This window comes from Flavobacterium cheongpyeongense, assembly GCF_003202435.1.
In the GTDB taxonomy this organism is placed as follows: domain Bacteria; phylum Bacteroidota; class Bacteroidia; order Flavobacteriales; family Flavobacteriaceae; genus Flavobacterium; species Flavobacterium cheongpyeongense.
The window spans coordinates 357,758-379,152 of sequence record NZ_QJHK01000001.1 but is presented as its reverse complement, the minus strand read 5'-3'; the positions used below and the strand labels follow the sequence as shown (position 1 = coordinate 379,152).

General features: G+C 35.2%; 13 protein-coding genes, 3 tRNA genes and 1 pseudogene. 5 read left to right on the top strand and 12 right to left on the bottom strand.

Annotation, left to right across the window (positions count from 1 at the left end):
- The first annotated feature begins 91 nt into the window (after positions 1–91).
- The 4 genes from DMB65_RS01620 to DMB65_RS01605 all read left to right on the top strand — a co-directional run bounded on the left by DMB65_RS01620 (position 92) and on the right by DMB65_RS01605 (position 8,965).
- On the top strand, positions 92–1,873 hold the full coding sequence (locus tag DMB65_RS01620; protein WP_110304922.1) for an AMP-dependent synthetase/ligase: 1,782 nt from the start codon (positions 92–94) through the stop codon (positions 1,871–1,873).
- Positions 1,874–2,455: 582 nt separating this feature from the next.
- Positions 2,456–3,970, top strand: a complete 1,515-nt coding sequence (locus DMB65_RS01615) for a reverse transcriptase family protein (RefSeq protein ID WP_110304921.1) — start codon at positions 2,456–2,458, stop codon at positions 3,968–3,970.
- 18 nt (positions 3,971–3,988) lie between these two features.
- Entirely contained in the window at positions 3,989–7,324 is a 3,336-nt protein-coding gene (locus DMB65_RS01610) for a WGR domain-containing protein (RefSeq protein ID WP_110304920.1), read from the top strand.
- 3 nt (positions 7,325–7,327) lie between these two features.
- The gene (locus DMB65_RS01605) at positions 7,328–8,965 is read left to right on the top strand and encodes an SWIM zinc finger family protein (protein ID WP_110304919.1); all 1,638 of its coding nucleotides are present in this window, start codon (positions 7,328–7,330) and stop codon (positions 8,963–8,965) included.
- Between the two features lie 66 nt (positions 8,966–9,031).
- Here the strand turns inward: DMB65_RS01605 and DMB65_RS01600 are convergent, their stop codons facing one another.
- The 12 genes from DMB65_RS01600 to DMB65_RS01560 all read right to left on the bottom strand — a co-directional run bounded on the left by DMB65_RS01600 (position 9,032) and on the right by DMB65_RS01560 (position 21,250).
- On the bottom strand, positions 9,032–9,280 hold the full coding sequence (locus DMB65_RS01600) for a hypothetical protein (RefSeq protein WP_110304918.1): 249 nt from the start codon (positions 9,278–9,280) through the stop codon (positions 9,032–9,034).
- Positions 9,281–9,295: 15 nt separating this feature from the next.
- A complete protein-coding gene (locus DMB65_RS01595) occupies positions 9,296–9,550 on the bottom strand; it encodes a hypothetical protein (protein WP_110304917.1) in 255 nt (84 codons plus the stop codon).
- A 280-nt stretch (positions 9,551–9,830) separates the two neighbouring features.
- On the bottom strand, positions 9,831–10,376 hold the full coding sequence (locus tag DMB65_RS01590; RefSeq protein WP_110304916.1) for a 3'-5' exonuclease: 546 nt from the start codon (positions 10,374–10,376) through the stop codon (positions 9,831–9,833).
- A 538-nt stretch (positions 10,377–10,914) separates the two neighbouring features.
- On the bottom strand, positions 10,915–11,925 hold the full coding sequence (locus DMB65_RS01585; protein ID WP_110304915.1) for an RNA ligase family protein: 1,011 nt from the start codon (positions 11,923–11,925) through the stop codon (positions 10,915–10,917).
- A 174-nt stretch (positions 11,926–12,099) separates the two neighbouring features.
- Complete coding sequence (locus DMB65_RS01580) at positions 12,100–12,678, bottom strand: RNA ligase 1 family protein (protein ID WP_110304914.1); 579 nt, start codon at positions 12,676–12,678, stop codon at positions 12,100–12,102.
- A 200-nt stretch (positions 12,679–12,878) separates the two neighbouring features.
- Positions 12,879–12,951 (bottom strand) — tRNA-His (locus tag DMB65_RS22055).
- Positions 12,952–12,956: 5 nt separating this feature from the next.
- A tRNA-Asp gene (locus DMB65_RS22050) sits at positions 12,957–13,029 on the bottom strand.
- 24 nt (positions 13,030–13,053) lie between these two features.
- Positions 13,054–13,126 (bottom strand) — tRNA-Ser (locus DMB65_RS01575).
- Positions 13,127–13,945: 819 nt separating this feature from the next.
- Positions 13,946–19,012, bottom strand: a complete 5,067-nt coding sequence (locus tag DMB65_RS01570; RefSeq protein WP_110304913.1) for a DUF4132 domain-containing protein — start codon at positions 19,010–19,012, stop codon at positions 13,946–13,948.
- 150 nt (positions 19,013–19,162) lie between these two features.
- Entirely contained in the window at positions 19,163–19,597 is a 435-nt protein-coding gene (locus DMB65_RS01565) for a hypothetical protein (protein ID WP_110304912.1), read from the bottom strand.
- A 408-nt stretch (positions 19,598–20,005) separates the two neighbouring features.
- Positions 20,006–20,155, bottom strand: coding sequence for a hypothetical protein (locus DMB65_RS22045; RefSeq protein WP_165834819.1), 150 nt, complete (start codon positions 20,153–20,155; stop codon positions 20,006–20,008).
- A 36-nt stretch (positions 20,156–20,191) separates the two neighbouring features.
- Positions 20,192–21,250 (bottom strand): nucleotidyltransferase domain-containing protein, encoded by a 1,059-nt coding sequence (locus DMB65_RS01560; protein ID WP_110304911.1) that lies wholly within the window; start codon positions 21,248–21,250, stop codon positions 20,192–20,194.
- A gap of 43 nt (positions 21,251–21,293) precedes the next feature.
- Between DMB65_RS01560 and DMB65_RS22340 the strand changes: the two are divergent.
- A pseudogene (locus tag DMB65_RS22340) lies at positions 21,294–21,395 on the top strand (transcriptional regulator); the annotation flags it as partial.

Below are 21,395 nucleotides of genomic sequence, written 5' to 3'. Positions count from 1 at the left end.
CCTCCCAAGATTTTCGGATATTATTTTCCTAAATTAAAAATTTTATCTGTTTTTTATTTAATTTGCGGTAAAATTCAATATATCATATAAAATGGTTACAATCACACGCCTTTTTGATTTTCCCTATTATCAACAAGAAACTTACAATCTTCCAGTTGCATTGGCTACCAAAAAAAATGGTATCTGGGAAAAAACATCCAGCAGCGAATACATTGCTAAAGCGAATGCCGTTTCCAGAGCATTATTGCGAATGGGGGTTCAAAAAGATGATAAAATTGCCTTAATAACTTCTAATAACCGTACGGAGTGGAATATAATGGATATTGGTATCCTGCAGACAGGTGCACAAAACATACCCATTTACCCTACTATTTCGCAAGAAGATTATGAATATATTTTAAACCACAGTGGCAGTATCTATTGTTTTGTTTCTGATGAAGAAGTACTACAGAAGGTAAATGCCATAAAAGCAAATGTCCCTACATTAAAGGAAGTGTATTCTTTTAACGAAATTGCAGGAAGCAAACATTGGTCGGAATTATTGACTTTGGGTGCTGATGAAAGTAATCAGACAGAAGTTGAAATCAGAAAAAACAGCATCAAAGAAGACAATCTTGCTACGATTATCTATACATCGGGAACTACCGGAAAACCAAAAGGCGTAATGCTTTCTCATAAAAATATTGTTTCAAATGTTTTGGACAGTGCGCCAAGAATTCCGTTTGATGCAGGAAAAAGTACTGCTTTGAGCTTTTTGCCTATCTGCCATATTTTCGAAAGAATGATTTTGTATATCTATCAATATTATGGTGTTTCGGTTTATTTTGGAGAATCCATTGAAAAAATCAGTGATAATCTAAAAGAGGTACGCCCAACGGTAATTACAGCTGTACCAAGGCTCTTAGAAAAGGTTTATGATAAGATTTACGCTAAAGGAGCTGAACTAACCGGAATTAAGAAAAAATTATTCTTCTGGGCGATTGATTTAGGATTACGATACGAACCATACGGAGCCAACGGTTTCTGGTATGAATTCCAATTAAAAATCGCCCGTAAACTAATTTTCAGCAAATGGAAAGAAGGTTTGGGAGGAAGGCTGGAATTAATGGTTTCCGGAAGCGCTGCTTTACAGCCACGATTGTCAAGGGTTTTTGCGGCTGCCGAAATTCCTGTAATGGAGGGTTATGGTTTATCTGAAACATCTCCCGTAATTGCAGTAAACGACCAGAGAAACAAAGGTTTTAAAATTGGGACCGTCGGAAAAGTAATCCGCAATGTAGAAGTAAAAATTGCCCAAGACGGTGAAATTTTATGCAAAGGATCAAACGTTATGCTGGGTTACTATAAAGATGAGGAAAAAACAGCAGAGGCTTTACAGGATGGGTATTTTCATACAGGAGATATTGGAGAAATCGACAGTGAAGGTTTCCTGAAAATTACCGATCGTAAAAAAGAAATGTTCAAGACTTCCGGCGGAAAATATATTGCACCACAGCTTATTGAAAACGCCATGAAACAATCCCGTTTTATTGAACAGATTATGGTAATTGGAGAGGGCGAAAAAATGCCGGCTGCTTTTATTCAGCCAAATTTTGAATTTGTAAAAGAATGGGCGAAAATCCATAAAATTACTTTAGGAAGCACCAATGCTGAAATTGCATCAAACCCTGATGTCATTAAACGTATTGACAGCGAAATCGAAGAAGTAAACAAGAAATTCGGGCACTGGGAACAAATTAAACGTTTTGAATTAACACCAGATGTCTGGTCTATCGATGGCGGGCAGCTTACCCCTACTTTAAAACTAAAACGTAAAATCATCAAAGAAATTTACAAAGGTCTTTACGATAAAATCTACGGAATCCAGAATTAATCAAAATATAAATTAATCAACCCAAAAACGGCTGTCTTTTTAGAACAGCCGTTTTTTTTAGTCATTCCCATGTACAATTTATACTAATTCTTTTTTTTTAACAATTCAAAAATTTACTGGTATAAGGCTATAGTATAAAAAAACGCTGTTTTTATTAGTCTATATTTGGATACCTAATTTTTATTATTCTATTATAAATTTGTTTTCAACTCATAATTAAATCGTTATAAGCAACTTTAAAAAAACATAATATCTATTTTAAATTAGTTCTATTACAATCAAATTTTTTTTATTATGTTTGTTTTGAGTTTAAGAAATACCTTGCTTTTTCTTGTATAAAGAAAATGATGATGTTTCGTCATCGATGTAAAATTATTTCACATTCAGCACTACTTCTATCTTATGGATGAGAAAGGGTACTATACGTACAGTTTCGGTTCCACCTCCTTGAGATTAACTGTACGTATAGTACCCTTTCTCGGGAGTTGATAGACATAGTCCTCAGAAAATACGAAGGTTTTAAACTTTTAAGCCCTATTGCTGCAATAGGGCTTTTTTTAATATAAAAACAGCGATTATACTATGTCTGAACAGCTAAGTAAACAACAAATTTATGATAGAATAAGAGCAACTTCAAAAGATAGCTACATATTAGAAGAAATGCAGCGTTTAGGATTTTGGCAGTCAGGAGCTGAGCCTACACTTTCTGAAATCCTTATCAAACAGGAAGCTAAAATTGAAAAAGAATTAAATGATCTTTTAGCGCAAGACAGAAAGTACAGCAATAGAGAATCTATGATTCTTGAAATGCGCAAAGCAAGAATGAAAGCTGCGAAAGAGAAGAGGGCTGAAACCAAATTAAATAATGAGAAAAAACGTCGCGAAAAAGCTGAGAACTGGCAATTATTACAGCAACAGCAAATTTTATATTTAGGCGAAGAAGTATCAAAAGGGCTTTATTATAAAGAAAGTAATCTTACGCTTTTAGAAAAATACAAGCTGCCTTTTTATAAAGATGCGCTGGCGCTCGCAAAAAGTATGCAGATAGATCTGAAAGCATTACAATATCTTGCTTACAACAGAAAAGTATCCAAAATTAACCATTATCATACTTTTGAACTTGAAAAAAAATCAGGAGGCAAGCGAAAAATATCAGCCCCAAAACCGAAATTAAAAGAAATTCAAAACTGGATTTTAGAAAACATACTTCAAAAAATACCTTACACCACGGAGGCGCATGGTTTTATCAAAGAACGTTCTATTGTAACCAATGCCCAGCCCCACATCAACAAAGACATTGTAGTTAATATCGATTTAAAAGATTTTTTCCCAACGGTAACGTATAAAAGAGTAAAAGGATTGTTTCATAAAATGGGTTATTCTGAAGAAGTTGCTGTTATTTTAGGTTTGTTATGTACTCACTCTGAAATTAACGAGACAATATTAGACGGAGTTACTTATTATGTTCAGTCCGGTGAACGAAAATTACCGCAGGGTTCGCCTGCCAGTCCGGCTATAAGCAATTTGATAGTTTATAAAATGGATAAAAAAATCAATGGATTAGCTAAAAAATTAAATTTCAACTATACGCGTTATGCAGACGACATGAGTTTTTCTACAACTCAGGAAAACAGCAAAAATGTTTCGCGTTTACTATATTTTACTAAAAAAATAATCGAAACGGAAGGTTTTGTGATTCATCCCGATAAAATCCATGTGATGCGAAAAGGAATACAGCAAAAAGTGACCGGAATTGTTGTTAATAAAAAACCAAATATTGACCGAAATCAATTGCGGAAATTTCGCGCCTTACTTCATAATATTGAAAAAAACGGATGGAAAGACCAAAAATGGGGAAAAGCCATACATGTCATTAATGCGATAGAAGGTTACATCAATTATGTACGTATGGTGAATCCTGAAAAAGGAATCGTATTCAGACAAAATTTGAAAGATATTATAAAACAACATGGTTTACCTTATGTAGAAAAAATAAGTATTCCAGAAAAAATTACTCCAATCGTTATTCCGGTTCCGGATGAAACAAAGGAAATACCAATCGAGAAAAAACCGGAAAACTGGTGGGATATTTTTTAATTAACAGCCTTTTCGATTATGAAATTAATTAAGCAGATCAAACTTTTCTATAAAGAAGGAAATTCAGATAAAGTATACGAAATAGACTTATGTGCTATTGACGCCAATAATTATGTGGTAAATTTTAGATATGGAAGAAGAGGTACCGTATTAAAAGAAGGAACTAAAACTCCGGAATATGTTTCGGCTGAAAAAGCACAAGTTATTTTTGATAAGCTTGAAAATGAAAAAAAAGCAAAAGGTTACGCCTCAGAAATAGAAACGCTTATTGATCTTCCTTCATTAGAAAGCATAGAACCGGATTCTAAAAACGGTGTAATCCTGCAGCGTTTAGAAGATGCCGTAACAGGCAGACAGACTTTTAATACCGAATGGAAAACCAGCCGAGTAATTTGGAAAGCCGGTTTATTAAACATACAGGAAGCGATTCCGTACATTATTAAATTAGCATCAAAAGGAGATGATTTACAAACCTATTCGGCTATCTGGGCTTTAATAAAACTAAAAGCAGTTGCTGGTAAAGAAGTTTTTAAATCTAACGCTTTTCAGGGAAGACAAAAAGAATATATAAAAAACCTGGCTCATGAGGGGGTATTAGAAATCTTAAAAGAAGCTGAATTACAACAACATATCGAATCACTCCTGGAGACGATACCTCAGGAAGCAAAGTACTATATTGACAAAAAAGATTTTGATGCCCTAATTCATTTTCTAAAAGAGGAATTAGAAAATAATGCGATTACCTATCTGACCACTTTGTATTTAGTTTCTAAGTTTGATGCGAAACTACATGAAATTGTTGTATTTTTATTAGAAGCAGTTCCTTTTAAACCGCCTTATTTTAAGCATGTAAGGGCTATTTACAAACTAGCTCATTTACGAAATGATGCAGAGGCAATTGCCGTCCTAGCCTACCGTTTTGAAAATGAAAATCCAATGTTTACACGAACAGTTTCATTAGAAAGTGACTACGCTAACTCACAATTCATTTTCTCTTTAAATGAAAGAGTAAACATCGGTAAAGAACTTCGCAGTAAAGACAGTAAAATTGCATTTTCTAACTTTACTAAACTTTATTTTCAGAAAAACAGCCTTACTTTTTTGAAAGAAATGCATGCAACAGAGGATGCCAAAAAATACCTCAAATTTGCCGTTTCCATTTTATCAAAATACACCGAAGACGATTATACCAAAGCCGACAAATCACCTGTAAATATGTATGGTCAGTACAATTATAATGACAAAAGATACTATTATACTGTAATAGATTATCCGGAGTGTTCTAATCTGGCTTTGCTGTCAACCATTTTATTTGGAAATGATAAAACCCGAATTTTAAATTCGAAAATGAAGTTTATTTTGGGGCAGGAAGTTTTTTCCAGTAAAAATTATTATTATTCCGAAAATGATCCAACCAGAATAATAGACCGTAAACCAACCCAACAAACAAACAGAAATACCAATCAAAGTTCCAGCTCTGTTCTGGATGTGGCAAAAAAAGCCTTTGCTACTTTTTTTGGTAAAAAAGAAGAAAAAAAGACTCAATCACTGATAGTTTCCCTAGAAGAAAAACCCATCCAAAATGATAATCAAGATCGCTTAGAATTATTCCCGGAACATTGGGATGCTTTTCCGGAAGCTTATATTCAGCTGATTATGGAAGCGCAGATGAATATCATACATGAGTTTGCTTATAATAATCTAAAAGTCAGAAGCGATTTTAATACTCTGATCAATCGTTTTGATGAAACCAGCATTTTAAATTTGCTGAATAGTGATTTTGCTATTCCAAACTATTTAGGATTTGAAACCATACGCCTCAAAAATGACACACTCGTTTCTCAGGCTGGTTTTGTTGCCAATGTGCTGAATTCTAAAACAGAGGTTGCACGAAATTGGGCAAAAAAACAGATTGAATCTAATACAGCATTATTTCTAAACGATATTGAGGCTGTTGTAAAAATCTTTTTTAACGAGATTCCGGGTTTAAAAAACTGGATAAAAAACACTTTAGAAAACTTTGTATTTACTGAAGATAAAGCCAAAGTCATTACCGGAAAAGTAATTATTGAGCTGCTTTTACTTGAAGAATCCACTGCTAACAATACCTTAGCAGCACTTGCAATAAACAGGCTTAAAACAATAGCAACATCGCATCTGGAACAATTAAGCTGGGATATTGTGGCACGTTTAATTGCCTCTGATTTAAAAACGAACAACTTATTAGCCAGTAGTATTTTAATTTTGAAATCTAAAAAAGTAGCGTCACAGGAAATTCCGTTTTCGCTTATTGCCCTTTTTCTGCAAGATGATAATTTCGAAATTAGACAAAATGGCATCCTGCTTTTACATCAATATCAGGAAGATTATTTATTAGCCAATACGGAAACTTTATTAGAGTTATTACAAAATGAATATTCTGATGTCATTACGGCTGTTCTCGATCGCATTGTTCAATTAGGAAAATCAAATTCAGGCATACTTGACGCTGCCCTTCGCAGCAATGTTTATGCCCTGATTAGAAAAGAAAAATTTGGAGGTGCCCATATAATATTCAAAAAATTCACACTCGAACAAACTGCAATTCAATGGAATACAGCCTTAAATCCTCGTGACATCATCAAATTAATTTATGCCAATTACAGAGAAAGCCAGTTAACCGGATACGAAATATTGAAACAATATTCCCGTACTTCTGAATTTACAATTCTGCAGATTATCGCATTAGCAAACCACGAAATCCTGGCTGTAAGACAATGGTCATGGAATTATTTTATAGCCAATAAAGAACGAATTCGTACAGAGAGAAATAATGCGCTTACTCTGTTAGAAACCACTTGGGACGATACCAGGGCATTTGCATTTCATTTCTTTAAAACCGAATTTGTCGAGACCGACTGGGATTTAGAATGCCTGATCAGCATTGCAGATTCTGTCTTGCCCGCCGTTGAACAATTTGGAAAAGAAATGATTACACAACATTTTAATCCGGAAGACGGTATAACTTATTTAACAAAGTTAAGCCAGCATCCAAGCGTAAACATGCAGCTTTTTGTGACCAATTACCTCAACACTTACGCTGTAGATAATCTGCCAAAACTAAAAGAACTTACTTTTTATTTCCGTTCTGTACTGACACGAGTGCACAAAGCCAGAATTGCCAAACAACGCATTTTTCAGTTTTTACACCAGGAAGGAAAGAAAAATGAAGAAGCAGCTCTTTTTGTAACAGAAATTATGAATGACATTTCGGCTACTGTGGCTATACAGGATAAGGCAAGCTGTATCACTATTCTGACCGATTTAAAAACGCTTTATCCGCAATTGCATACCCATTTAATCCTTAAAAACTAAGTTATGTTATTTGATTATAAATATAACGGCAGCACGATTGTAAATAACACTTCTAATAGTACCAGCATGAGTTTTTCGCCGGATACTTTGCGGGAACCGACTTTTTTTGTTGGAAAACTCAATCAAAAAATAGCTTTTAGAGAGGCCATGTCTGCACTTCATGATGTCGTGATTTCAGATTTGCGTTTTTTTCCAAAAGATAAAGAACAATATAAACTATGGGCAGCTGAGCAGGAGAAAATCTGGCTGAGTGAATATATGGCCGATTTTCAAATCGAAAATGTACGGGCTCGCATTCAGGAACTAAAAGAAGAATTACGTGCTGTTCATAAAGAAAAAGCAACCGTAATGGGACCTTTTAACAAAGCTAAATCTGCCTATTTCGATTATCTATACAAAAATGATAAAGATGCCTGGTATGTTCTGGATCCTGTAATTACCGTTCATCCCGATGAAGTTTTTTTTGAATGTTTCAGCAAAGACGAATCGTCTTACGGTAAATTAAGCTGTAATTATAATGTGTTTACAGAAATCAGCGACTTTAAATGTGGGACAACCAATATTGATTATTCTGAAGGACTCTATAATGAATTTCAGAAAATAAGAAATTACAAAGAAACCGAGTTTAAGATTGATCCTTCTGGTTTTGAAGCTAAAACAACCAACGAAGAAGTTTACAAAGAAGTAAAAATAGAGCTGCCAGATTCCTGGGTTAGAGGATTTCTGCAGGTAAGTTCTGCAATGACGTTACCAGCAACAGTGCTTGATTTACATCCCATGGATATTTTTAGTTTGTGTCAGTATTTAAGACGTTTTAAAGAGAAGAAAGGACCGAGAGCTTTACGTTTTATACTCGAACCGGACAAACCTATAAAAGTGGTATTTGAACCTGCTTATGACGAATTAACGTTTCACCGCTCTCTTTTTCAGGGAAATGAAGCTAAAACAATCCGCATTTGGGGAAGACGCCGGTTATTGATCCTCGAAAGATTAATTCCTGTTGCACAAAATTTTAAAGTCGTATTATTAGGATCCGGACTACCATCGTTTTTTATTGCAGATCTTGGTGATATGTCGTATACATTAGGATTATCTGGCTGGACAAAAAATGACTGGAGCACAGCAGGAAATTTTGATTTGATGGCGCCAAGAACCAATGTAGATTTGTTTACGCAGGAAAAAGTTTTTGATGCCTTAAAAGAAAATTGGTTTGATACCTCTGCCAATCTGGCTAAAAAACTACAGCTTGATCCATCGGTAATTTCGGCATCCCTGACTGCTTACACTCAGGCAGGACGTGTTATTTACGATTTAAATTTAGGTTTATACCGTGTCCGGGAATTAACTCAGGAACCACTAAACATGAAAGCATTACGTTTTGCAAGTCCGCAGGAAGAAGTCGCCAATGGTTACATCACGCAAAACCGTGTCAAAATTGAAACAACGGTAAAAGGCGAACAATTACAGATCAAAGGAAAAGTAAACGACAACTATTTTACTTATACGACTTTGGCCGTTTTAGACAAAGACAACCGACTGATTGAGGGCAATTGTGAATGTTCTTTCTACAAATCCAATCAATTGCGAAAAGGCCCTTGCGAACATATTCTGGCTACCAGAATGGCATTGCATATCAAATAACCCTTCAAAATGTAAACAGCCATTTCAATACTGAAACGGCTGTTTCTATTTTACAAACTGCAAACATTACTTTTTCAGCTTCAGTTTATACTTCATCACATCTTTCAGCATTGACTTATTTTCTTTATTAAAATGAAGCAATTCTGAAGCTATATCCGGATTTTTATCAATCCTGCCTGCTGCTATTTCGTAAGCCATATTTTTGATCATCTCTTCAAGCTCTTCGTATTTAGTAAATTCATGTTTTAATAAGTGAAAAAAAACCGCCACATTAGTCTCAGCAACATCATTCTGATAAACACTTTGAATTGCCATTGATAATTCTTGTGCCTAATTAGTATTTGCAAAATAGTTATTGAGGCATTTTCCGGCATCTTTGTTAGCCCTCCAGCCCTCCATCAACAAATCCTGAGCCTGACTGCAATCCCCTATTTTATTTTTATAAACCAATGAAGCTTTTACGTATTGGAAATTCGTTTTATAATTTTCAATTACTTTTTCAAAATACTTATTTGCTTTTACTTTATCATTTAAAATGACATACAAATCTCCTACCTTTTCATCTTCATTAAGCTCTTTGTACAATGCAATTGCCTCCTTATACGCATGACCTTTTTCATTACATTCTGCCGCTTTGTTTTTGTTACGAAGGTATTTTAAATAAACAGCTCCGGCTTAACTTATAGTGAAGCTTTTTCACAAATATATCATTAAATCTAAACTTTGTTAAAATATTATTTATGCCTAAAATCACCACAATTTGGTTTATGCTTTGGTAAAAAGAGAAACCGCAAATACACAAATATCTGCAGTTCCTTCTGTCGCTATCACTTTTGTAAATGATCGCTGGTAACAAAAAACAATTCTAATTCTTTAAACACCAATGCAAAATCTTAGCAATATTTTTAGCATCATCAATTCCGCGGTGATGCGTTCCCTCCAACGGAATATTCAACAGATGCAAAGCACCGTTCATTCCGGTTGGTTTCTTTAAACCGAATTTCTCGGCAAACCATGTTTTTACATTAATATGCTCATCACCCATGGGATACGGAATTCCAAAAGATTTACATTGTTTCTGCAACATATTCAGGTCGTACTGACCGTAACTTGCCCAAGTATATAAATCGGGTTGGTATTCATCTGTTAATTGATTAATGGCATCTTCAAAACTTACTCCGTTTTTATCAAGTAAATCCTGTGTAATGGTGGTAAGTTCCGTACAAAACAAACTCACCGTTGAGCGTTGCGGCTTTATGAGAATACCTATGTTTTGGGTAATCTCTCCAGTTTCAGCATCCAAGACCGCTAATCCAATCTCAATAATTTCATTTTGTTGCCCTTTCGGGACTTCGCTCTGCCAGCATGTGGCCTCTAAATCGATAATAATAATTTTATCTGTAGTTTTCATTTTTGTTTAAATTTTAATAATTAATTTTTTAAAACCACCAGCCTTTTAAACTGGCGGTTATCCTCATTTAACGAAATCTTTTAGCTAATTGATCATCTTTTAGTTTTAATCATGATTCCCCAAAATCAGTAATTGGTACAACTCCATCTTTTCAATCTCTAAAATAATTTTGTCTTCCTCCTTCAATCCATTTTCAATAACTCCTGTCAGCGTTTATTCTTCCCTTATTTCCTGAGCAAAGATTCCTATATAACTGCGCAATTATTTTGCGTAGTTGCATTTTTTATTAAACTCAGTTGTTGATCCATTCTATAATACTCGAGACAAACCTCTCTCACAGCCTCATATCGGATAATATTCGGAATATGATTTATTTCTGACAGATAGGTTCAGTAGTGGCGGTAAATTCGCTTTCCCATTCTCTTGTAAAACGATGTTTGTTTTCGTAACAATGCCAGTTTCCCTGTTTTGCAACAGTATCTTCTGCTACGGTTACAGATGCGCCTGCACTTATAGTTTTAGCCTCTCACAAAGTCTTTTACACTTTAATAGTCATAAACTCTTCTTTAATTAAGCATATCACTTGGTTATTGATGCTTTTATTAATGCTTTTTTGTTCTTCTTTTTCCAAAACATCAAAAGCGGTTGGGTTGTCTTTTTTAAAATCAGTAATAATATCTTGTGATAACAATCCTACCAATTTCCCCATTAATTTTGGCTGAAATTCTCCATCTTTACTCAACACATTATACAATCTGTTGGTTGTAATATAGTTTTGAATATGCTCCCAAACACTTTGCGCTTCTCCTGAAAAATAAACTTCTTTATGTTCTTTTTTAAGCTTGTTGTTTTTACCTACCTCTGCCCATTTTTGATTCTTATTTTTCAAAATTACTCGTGATCCATTTCCAAAATACTTAGGAACATTAGGTTTAATAATAACTCCTTCACAAATATTATTTTCTAATTGAGGAAAACCCAACCAACCTGGTATCAAGGAATTAAACTCATTTGGATAACGAAATACTTCTTCTAAAGTCCCTTTAAACAAGGTCTTTGCATAAAAGAAACCTATTTTTTCAAACACACTATTTGCCGAATCAACGGTTAAATAATGCGTACCATTTACTTTAATGTCAAAAGCATAAAAATCGTTTTCCGGACAATAGTCTACTCCTTTTTGTACTTTGATAGCGTTTTTTGCTACGGGTACTTCTTTATGATTGTAATTCCCACCAAACAATTCCCCAAAAATGACAATAAATTGGGTTTCCTGAAATTCTGATTGTACGGTTTTAAAAGCTTCCAAAACTTTTTCTTTATAACGTTTTGCTACTTCATGAGCATTGTAAAAAGTCTCTTCTTCACTAACGAAATCAGTTCGCTTTGCAATTTTAATTGTTTCTCCATCAGTGTAGAAAGAGAAGTTAGCACCATGAACTTTTTCTTGTACGATATAGGTTTCTTTTTCAAAACCATGCATGATAATTTGTTCCAAAACTTGTCTTTGGTGTGTATTTTCTATTGAATTATATTTTCTAAATTCCATTTTTCTATTTTTTACTTTTATTGTTTATTTTGGATATCTCTCCGAGTGCGAAGCGTATCAAGAAACATTCTTCTAAAAATGACTATCGATACTTTTTTTGAAATTGCTTTCGAATTCTTAAAAAAACTCGAACTGACACTCTCCTAATCACTAATAACTCTTTACTAATTAGTATTATTCATTAAGCACTACTTCCAATCGCTTAATACCAAAATCAGATTTTCTTAACTTACACATTCTGCCATCTAGTTTGTGATGGAAAACAATACCTTCCATATCTGTTTCATCACTCATTAAGAAGGCTTTTAAATCTTCAAAGGCAACACTTTCCAGATCGATTATTTCAGAACCATGTTTTACCAATTGATGTGTTACTAATCTTTCCGGGTTACCTTGTACTTTGGGACCGCATAACTCGTAAGTTCCGTCTGTTTTGATTACTAAATTATCAAAACCTTCAAAGAAAAATTGATCTTCCGATTTTGTGCGATCGCATTTTAACCAGTGCGGGTGGTGTCCGGAAATTAAATCTGCTTCCTGACACGGAATTGCGCCTGACGGAATTTTTCTTCCTTTTTTGGCATCAAATCTCTTAAACAACTCTCCTTCAATAATAGCAACTGCCGTACCATCAAATTTTCTTGTCGCAATGGCTTCTCCATTTATTACCCAGGCATTTTCTGCATTTATTTTATTTACTACTCTTGCCAAATTTTTTGGATCTTTAGCAAACAAGGTGCTGATCTTTTTCATTTTAAATTTCTTAAAATTAAACTTCATTTTTGTACAGGAAGGGAGACTTGAACACTCAGAAAACAAATCCTAAATCTGCCATTTCACCATTCCTGTATTTGTCTGGGAAGCATTAAGGTGTTCACGAATGCAAAGCATTTAGAACCTGCTGCCTCCCGCATCCAAGGCGGGTATACAAGCACCGTTATCTTCCCCGGTTTGGGTGTTTTCAGGAATCGAACCCTTTTCTTCGGATTCACTGCCCGAGGTTTTACCAGATAAACTAAAAACACCATTTGCGGCTCATACGGGAGTCGAACCCGTTTCTCCCGAGAGACAGTCGGGAAGGTTAGCCAGTAACCCCAATGAGCCTGTTCTTTCTAGAGAACATTTTTTTGATTTTGGAAGGGTTCGAACCTTCAGCCTCCTGGGTAGTATCCAATTGCTCTGCCAATTGAGCTACAAAATCATTTTATTTTTCGGGCATAAAAAAAGCACCCGGTTAAAGGTGCTACATAAGATATAATAAGATATACGTATCCTATTGCCTGTATTCATGCACCTGTGCTGTAAAACATCCGTGATCTAATCCCGGTGTTTGCAGTTCTACGCTATATATTTTATAATTGAAATTCATTTTATATGCTGTATTATATTTTGAAATCTCTTTATGATATTGAAATTCTTTTTTCAGATTTTCTTCGGCAAAGATAAAGTCGAAAAAATCAATTATCCAAATCTTTTTTGAATTTATTTTGTTGATTATTAGTATTTTATAATAAAAATAGCGGTAAAAATCCCTGTCCGCATTCTTTGGCAGATTCTGTTTTGTATCAAATGACTGTCTCTCATCAGATTACTTTTCAAGATTATATTTCAATATTTAGGTTATGCATTAAACATTTGATTCTTTATTTTTTTAATTATTTTTAGTTAGGCGTCTGTTTTAAATCATTTTTTACTTCTATTTTCTAAAATCCTGATTGGTTTCTCTTTTGCTTTTTGATTGAAAACTGTCAGAAAACAAAAAAAGCGTCTCATTTTGAGGACGCTTTTTTGTATTTATGCTGATTTTAAAACTATACTTTACACTTCAATTTCATAAAAAATACTATCACATCCTGAGATCTCAGCCGGAAGAAATCCTTCTAAACGATCGTACTTTGGTTGTATTGACATGATAGTTGTTTTTATTTATTGTTATATTTCGAGTGCAAATATAGTTTTTATTACCTTATTTTAACAATTATTTATGAAAATTTAAAAATGGTACACGTTAAGAGCTAATTTAAGCATACGTTTTATCAATCTGTGTCAAAATTGTCGGATCCTGAATTTCATTATCTTTTGCCAGCAATAAAACCTTAGACATTACCTCTGCCGATTTTGGATCATCATCGGCAAACGGAAGAAACAAACGTCCGCGGTGTTGTGAATGAACCGGAAGAATCGACAGGTATTTTCCCGGCATTTGATGAACAACTGCGCTTCCTAAATGAACACTGTAATTGGCAAGTTCTCCTTTTATAAGGGCATGTTTTTCCTGGATTTCGACATTCTTTATTTTAAACAAACGCAATGTTTCTCTTAATAAAACGGTCCTCATTTCGATTGACGAATGACTTGCTTCAGGATCAACGCCACCAACATGGGCAATGCTTACCACCAAATCAATATCCCGCATGACTTCTGAGAAAATACGCGGATTGATATCTTCAAACGGAATGTTTTTATAGTCTTTTAAAGAATGAAATTCAATCGTTTCCAAAGTCGGACTTTCTACATCTGCCGGTGAGAACCAGTCTGCCATAGCGTACATTTTTACCTGATACCCTTCTTTATGGAAAACTTTCTGCAATCCTTCTTCATAATCAACTTTCCATCCCCTGTTTTTCAGTAAAGCCAACGTTTGTTTCGGCTGTACCTGATGTCCTGCGTAACGTCTTGAAATAGCTTTTTCGTTTAACTCATCTGCAGTCGGGATATATAATTCCCTAAAAATTTGCTTAAAGGGCTGCTGCAATTTATTATCAAAACAATACGACTGAAAATCGATCCAGACGTCGTTTTTATGCAAGTCAAAACAATGTGCAATCCTGAAAGTCTGCTTTTCGTTCAAATACAAAACTTCTCCCAGAGCCGAAATGAGGTTTCCATCTACATAAAAACCAATTTGATTATCATTTGATATAAAAACCAGTTTCTCCAGATGTTTCGAAATAATCGGATGCTCAAAAAGATTTTGCATTTCTGAGAATAAAAATTCGTCTCCGCGAATCATACTTTCTTCGAGACCTTTTCTGGATCTTGCCCATTGCTCGCGCATTGTTTTTCTATAATCTGTGAGTTCCAGTATGGCTTTTTCTTTCTTGTATTTTGGCGGAATCGCTTTTAATTCCTTGTCTCCTTTCAGCGTTACCAGATCTGCTTTTCCATCGTTATTGATGACCAGTTTTATAATTACATCATCAAGTCTGACTTCCGTTTCTTTGGATAAAATATTCTGTACCTGTTTGGTTTCCATCGCCCATGTTAAACGCACAGGATCCGGATAACCGGCATTTCTGGCCAGATTTTCGAGTGCTACCCTTATTGCAAGTGCTTCGCTGGTTTGTTTCATCGAGCCAAATTCCCGGCTTTCTTTTTTAAACTGCTGCAGGTATTCGTAACGCGACAAAATATCTTTTTCAGGACTGGTTTTACTCAACGGAACCAATCCGTAAACTCTTAGGTAATCCTGATCTCGTTTGTCTTTTACTTTTGTGGTAACTTCCCTGATTTTTAAATCGCCTGTCAACGTGCTTGCGTATAACTTTGCTCTTCGCTGACCGTTACCATCTGTTATGTATTTTGAGGACTCGTAAAGAATTTCCCATTTGGCTTTTCCTAATTTTTTATAGGCCGATGTAAACCAGTCTTTGTCAACAGCACCGTCTTTAAAATCCTGAATGTCCAAAGCTGAATATTTTGCTGCTTCACTTTCTAATTCTGCATTTACGCTTCCGTAGGCTGCAGTTTTGGTATGTGCATGAAGCCACCAGATTCCTTCATCAAGTCCGTTCCAGTCGAGGTAATTGCTGATAAATTGCTGCCATTGTGGTGCATAAATTGCTGCCTGAATTAACCTTTCTTCTGATATTTTCGCTTTTTTAATGGATTCATTAAAAAGTTCCTGAGTGTCTGATCTGAGCGGAAAGCATCTTTTTAATAAATAGCTAAACAATTTTTGTTTAGTCAAATCGGTATAATTCCAGGAATAAATATAGCCTTTGTATACACTCGCTTTTCCAAGTGCTGTAAGCAATTCGACCAGACGACTGATGCCAAAAATCTTCTCGAAGCTCTGCACCAAATGCGTAACCGGGGTATTTGAATCGCCTCTTTTGACTTCGATATCCAAAAAGGTTTCGCGAATTTTATCGATCATCGGAACCAAAAACGGAAACCTCTCCAATAATGCTTCACCCGCAACGTGCCTGTGCTGTTTTTTGTTTTCGCTGGTTAAAGTAGAGATTCTGTCACTTTCGAGAATCCCTTCATAAAGTTCTCCTTCTGTAATTGCATTTTGCTCAAAAGCGGCACAATACAAATACAATAGCGGTTTATTGTACGTACTATTGTGCTGCAATCCGTTTAATTGTCTCCATCTGTACAGGTTCCAGACTTTTATATTTTGCTCTTTGGTTAGATTTTCGACATTAATTGCATTCAGATAAATATCAAAAAAGTGCTGATTCTGCCAGCCGTTTCCGTTATTGGTATTATAATAATACTCGTCTTTTCCGGGTTTGTATTCAAATTCCAGAATCGATTTTGGCAGATCGGCATATAAGGCACTACAGGCATCGATTAAGAAATCGGTTTTTTCGTTAAACGAATATTTTTGCTGTAAAGCATTCAGGATTTGCAGAATCGCATTGTCCCAGTCGTAACCATTTTTTTTCTGATGTGGCAATAATTCTTTATAATAAAAAACATGTTTCTCCAGAAAATCACGAAAAACCTTTCGGTCACAACTGCTGATTAAGGTTAAAAGAAACAAATCTCTTTCTGCCAGTCCCGAGTTCTCAAACCAGCCCGACCAAACTTCGTACAACGGATAATTTGTGGCTGCAATTTGGGCATTTTCCTCTTTTAGATATTTAATCCGTCTAAAAGTATTTCCCAATAACAGTGTTATTTTGCTATTGTCATAATTCTCGACTTCGTATTCATAATTGCTGTTTTCGTGATAGCATTTGTAGAGCTTATCGATTTCTTTTTTAATATGCGGCATGGGTTTCGAAAAACCATATTGTGCTGTTTTTACTGCTTTTGCATACAACGAATCGGCTTCCGGTTTTGGCAGGTCGTAAGGCGAAATTTCGTTTGGCGTATAGAAACCGTATCCGTTTTCGGCACTTAAAATGTCTTTCTTTTTCTCTGGTTCTAACTGCTCCAGGAATTTGGTTTCTTTCTCTGTAATTTTTGGTTTGGCCAAATATTCCTTTACCCAGTCGTTTACTTTATCCGTAAGTTTATTGTTTTTTTGCAACTGCAGCATTACATCTAAAACTGACATACGCTGTTCCAGATCGCCTTTTTCTAAAGTCTGATTGACGAAGTTTTCGATTTTAGAATCTTCCTGTTTTAAAATAATGGCAATCAGGTTTTTCTTTAAAGTCGAATTTTTACGTTTGAACAATTCCTGAAAAATCTCTAATGCTGTTTCTGAGAGCACTACCCGATTCAAAACATTTATTGCCGAAGCTACCAAAGATTCTCCTCTGTCTTTTAAAATGCGAAGTGCAAAATCCCTTTGGAAGTCGGTTGGAATTTTTTCTTCGTTTCCGTTATTGTTTTTCATCGAATAATACGAATAGCTGTAGAAATTACCGAGAATTTCTCTTGTCAGGTTCTCTCTTAACGTCAACGACAAACTTTCGAATTTACGTAAAACCAGTTCCAGTCGCTCGTTGCTATCGCCAATTAAGTAAATAGCAGCAGCATAAAGCGAATCTCTTTCGAACTTTACGGTAAGCCAGGAAAATACTTTGCTTTCAAAAACTTTCTCTTTTTCGGTTATCGCTTCCGCTAAAGTGTAGACCTTCTCAAAAAACTGTGGATAATCCGGATTTTCGATGTAAAATTTAGATTTTGAATTGGCGTTTAACAAAGCATTCATTTGGGGTAATATAAAGGCCAGAACCTGAAGATTCTCATGCTCTAAAGCTTTAAAAAACAGTGGCATTTCGATATACGGATCTCCTGTTTCTCCTGCAAATTTCAGTGCGAGGCATTTTTTTTCGACCGAACCGTTTTCTAATAATTCATGCAGGTACGGAACTGTTTTTTCGACATCAAAAACGCCCTGTACCCAAAGTGCCATATATACCTCGTTGTTGTTTTTGCTCAGAATAGCTTTGGCAATCGAATCCGGATTGGCAAAATATCCGGCTGCAAGCTGCAGTATGTTCCTTACCGTGGTTTCTTTTTCAGATTCCCAGCCCAAACCTGTCCACGTATCAATTGCGCGTACTACCGATGAGAAACGGGTTAGTTTGTTTTCTAAAATCACATTCATCATATAGTGCAGTGCGCCAATACTTGTTTCGTCAAGCGCTTCCAGCACCGTTTGTCGCAAGCCTTCCTGTCTTTGTGCCGCCAGCAATAATTTTTCGACCAGCTCCCAGCATTCTTTTTTCTCCGTGTTTAAAAGTGCTTTGATGATATTTCGTGATACTTTTCCTCTTGGGTCTTTGTTGAAAATAATAGCTTCAAACAGCTGAAAAAGCCCTTCTTTTCCCTGTTCCAGTGCCGAAGACCAAAGCCTGAACTGATTCACGGGATTGTGCAACTCGGTATCGTACCGAATCTGGTCTTCGATACTTAAATCATAATAACTGCTGTTTTGATAATTGTAAATACTGGGACCGCCCAAAAGCGAGCGTAAAAAATTAACCTGGTTCACCAATAAAAAGCGGGCATTGTTGGGCGCTCTGAAAGAACGTCTGGCATATCCGTCCTGATACATTTTCTTCGGCAGGCGGTTCCAGGCATCTTTTACATACGCCGCACTTTCTGCACCAAAAAAGTAAACCAGCAGCTCGTAGTAATTTTTATCTTCCCACAGCTCTGTTTTGACGTATTTCTCAAATTCAGTATAATCCTTAGAACCCAGCGCAATATACACTCCGGCATAGTTGTCGTTGAGTTTTAGTAAAAGAAGACCCAATTCAGCCACCTCTTTTTTGAGTTTGCTTTTAGACAACAGCTGCGAAATAAGACCTGTATTTGCTATTGCTGCCAATTCCTTTTTAAACCTCTTAATCGGGTTTTCTACTTTTTTACTTCCGAGTATATCTTCGATTGTCATGTGTATTATTTAAGATTATAAATTATATCATTTTAGATTATACAACATCAAATATGATATAATTTGAATTTGTAATTGTAATTTGCCATTGCCTTTTGAAATTGTTTTTTTGAATTTGTTTTTTTGAATTTGTTTTTTTGAATTTGAATACTACCAATAACTCCCTGCCAAAAAGGTAAGCCTGATAAACGTGAGTGGTTTGTTTTCTTCGAGGTCGATTTCCTGATGCAACGTTTCCAGCTGATCGTCGCCGTAAAAGATGGCATACATTCCGTCTTCGAAAGCCTGGAGGGCGGTTTCCTGCGCTTTTGCCAGATCCACTTTATTGTGGTTGTAAAGAGCTCCAAAACCTGCTTTTCCGGTATCAGTAAGAAGGGGCAAATAGTTTTCTTTGGGAAGGTGTATTTTGTCTTGGTCTTCAAATTCAAACGACGATGCATGAAACAATTGTACCTGATGATCTACAATCGATTCTATGAGCTTTTGCGTGGTAATGACAGGATTTTCTATCGCCAGCGCTATACTTTTTTCCTGCAGGAGCGGATGTTTTTTTCCTAATTGTTTAACTGAGATGCTTATATTCATTAATGTCAGCTTTTATTTTGAAATGGTAAAGTAAGAATTTTAGAGTAATTTTTCCTTAAAATAATGTCTTTTTAATGTTAAAAAAATATTAGAAGTAAACTCTTCTGCGTAATTATTTTCAACACATAGAAACATAGTCTTTCCTTACGTTTAAAGGCGTTTCACTATTTTAAATTCACATAGTTTAGCTATTTTCAAAGTTTGTTTTCATGGAATTTGTCATTTCGACGTAAGGAGAAATCTTCGCAAGTAGCTCTACAAAGATTGGCAATATGCGCTAATGACAAGATTCTGTAGAATATGCCTATATTATGTACAGAAATTTATTTCTTATAAAATTAAAAAACTATTTCAAAAAAATACCCCGCCAATTGGTATTTGCGGGGTTTGGGTTTTTATTCGAATGATTTAGATTCTTTTCTTCTTTACTTTAGAAGTACTATTTTCACTAAGCCATTTTGCTTGTGCTCTTGCTTGCTCTAAAGTGACTCCTTTCTGTTTGGATATTTGCTCCATGCTTAACCTGGCTCTTTCCTGAAATGGTATTTTGTAGTTCATGTTTCATGAAGTCAAAGTTCAAAGACAAGAATAATCTTATTTATACAATTCTTCCCTGATTTCAATCAAAGTCTGAATAGCTTTATGCTCATTTGGTCTTTCAGGTAAAGTTGATGTCTGATAATGATTTTCGATTGAAGCTATTAGATTATCTGCCATTTGAAGTAAATCATCGTATTCTTTATTTCCGGCTTTGATGTCCAGAAGTTCCTCGCGGTTTTGAACCCTGATATTTAATTTTCCGGTTGACAGAATCTGCTCAGCGGTTTGCAAAAGCCTGATGGTGTGCATCATGTTTTTGCTGTCGTAATTTTTGCCGTGCTGCTGATTGGTATTGTAGCGGTCTTCGTTGCGTTTTTCGATCCAGTTCCAGTACTCGGTGTATTCTTTGCAATATTTGGAATAGCCATCCTGATTGCAAGACAAATAACCGATTGGTTTTTCACCTTTTGGAATCGATGAAAGCGAAACTTCATTGGAGTTTTCTTTCTGAATAATGCCTTTGTAACCTATGGTCTTATTTTCGTCGTAAAACATCGCAAACATTCCTTTTGAATTGGGCAAATCGACCAAACCAATTTGTTCCTGCTTTAAATTCTTTTCCGTTAGAAATTCTAATACCGAAACGGTTTTATAATCTTCTAAAACATAACAAAAATCCAAAAGGCTTTTCTTTTCCTTTGGCAGCGGATTTACGATTTTCTTGTTTAAACCTCTCGCCTTTTTGATTTGCGTTACGGCATAACCCGCAAAAGAATCTTTGCAGAGTTTAGATAGAAAATCTTTTAGTTGCAAATGCTCCATTAAAGGATGTTTGTACAAAATACAATCCTCAGGCGAAGCCAGAATTTCGAGAATATTAGGATTGTTTTTAAGTAACAATTCTACAAAACGACCAATCTCGTAATACACCTCATCATTGGTTTCATTACTGATTTGCGGAATATACTCCAAACCGTAAAATTGTTCTTTAGGCAAATAATAAACACCTTTTATATCGGTATCTGATGTGGGCGTATTTAACCCAAAAGATTTACTTCCTGAAATGACTTCGAAAAGAATTAGATTTTGGGATTTTAGGTTTTGGATGGTCATTTAAACTTTTATAATATTTTATCTAACTAAGATATTTACTTTAAATTTCAATCCTCTTGATAAAGTTGTGGAACTTTATGAACGTTTGGTTCAGGCTGAAAAAGATAAGGTTGAGTATTTAGAGAAGTTGTTGAAATTGAAATAG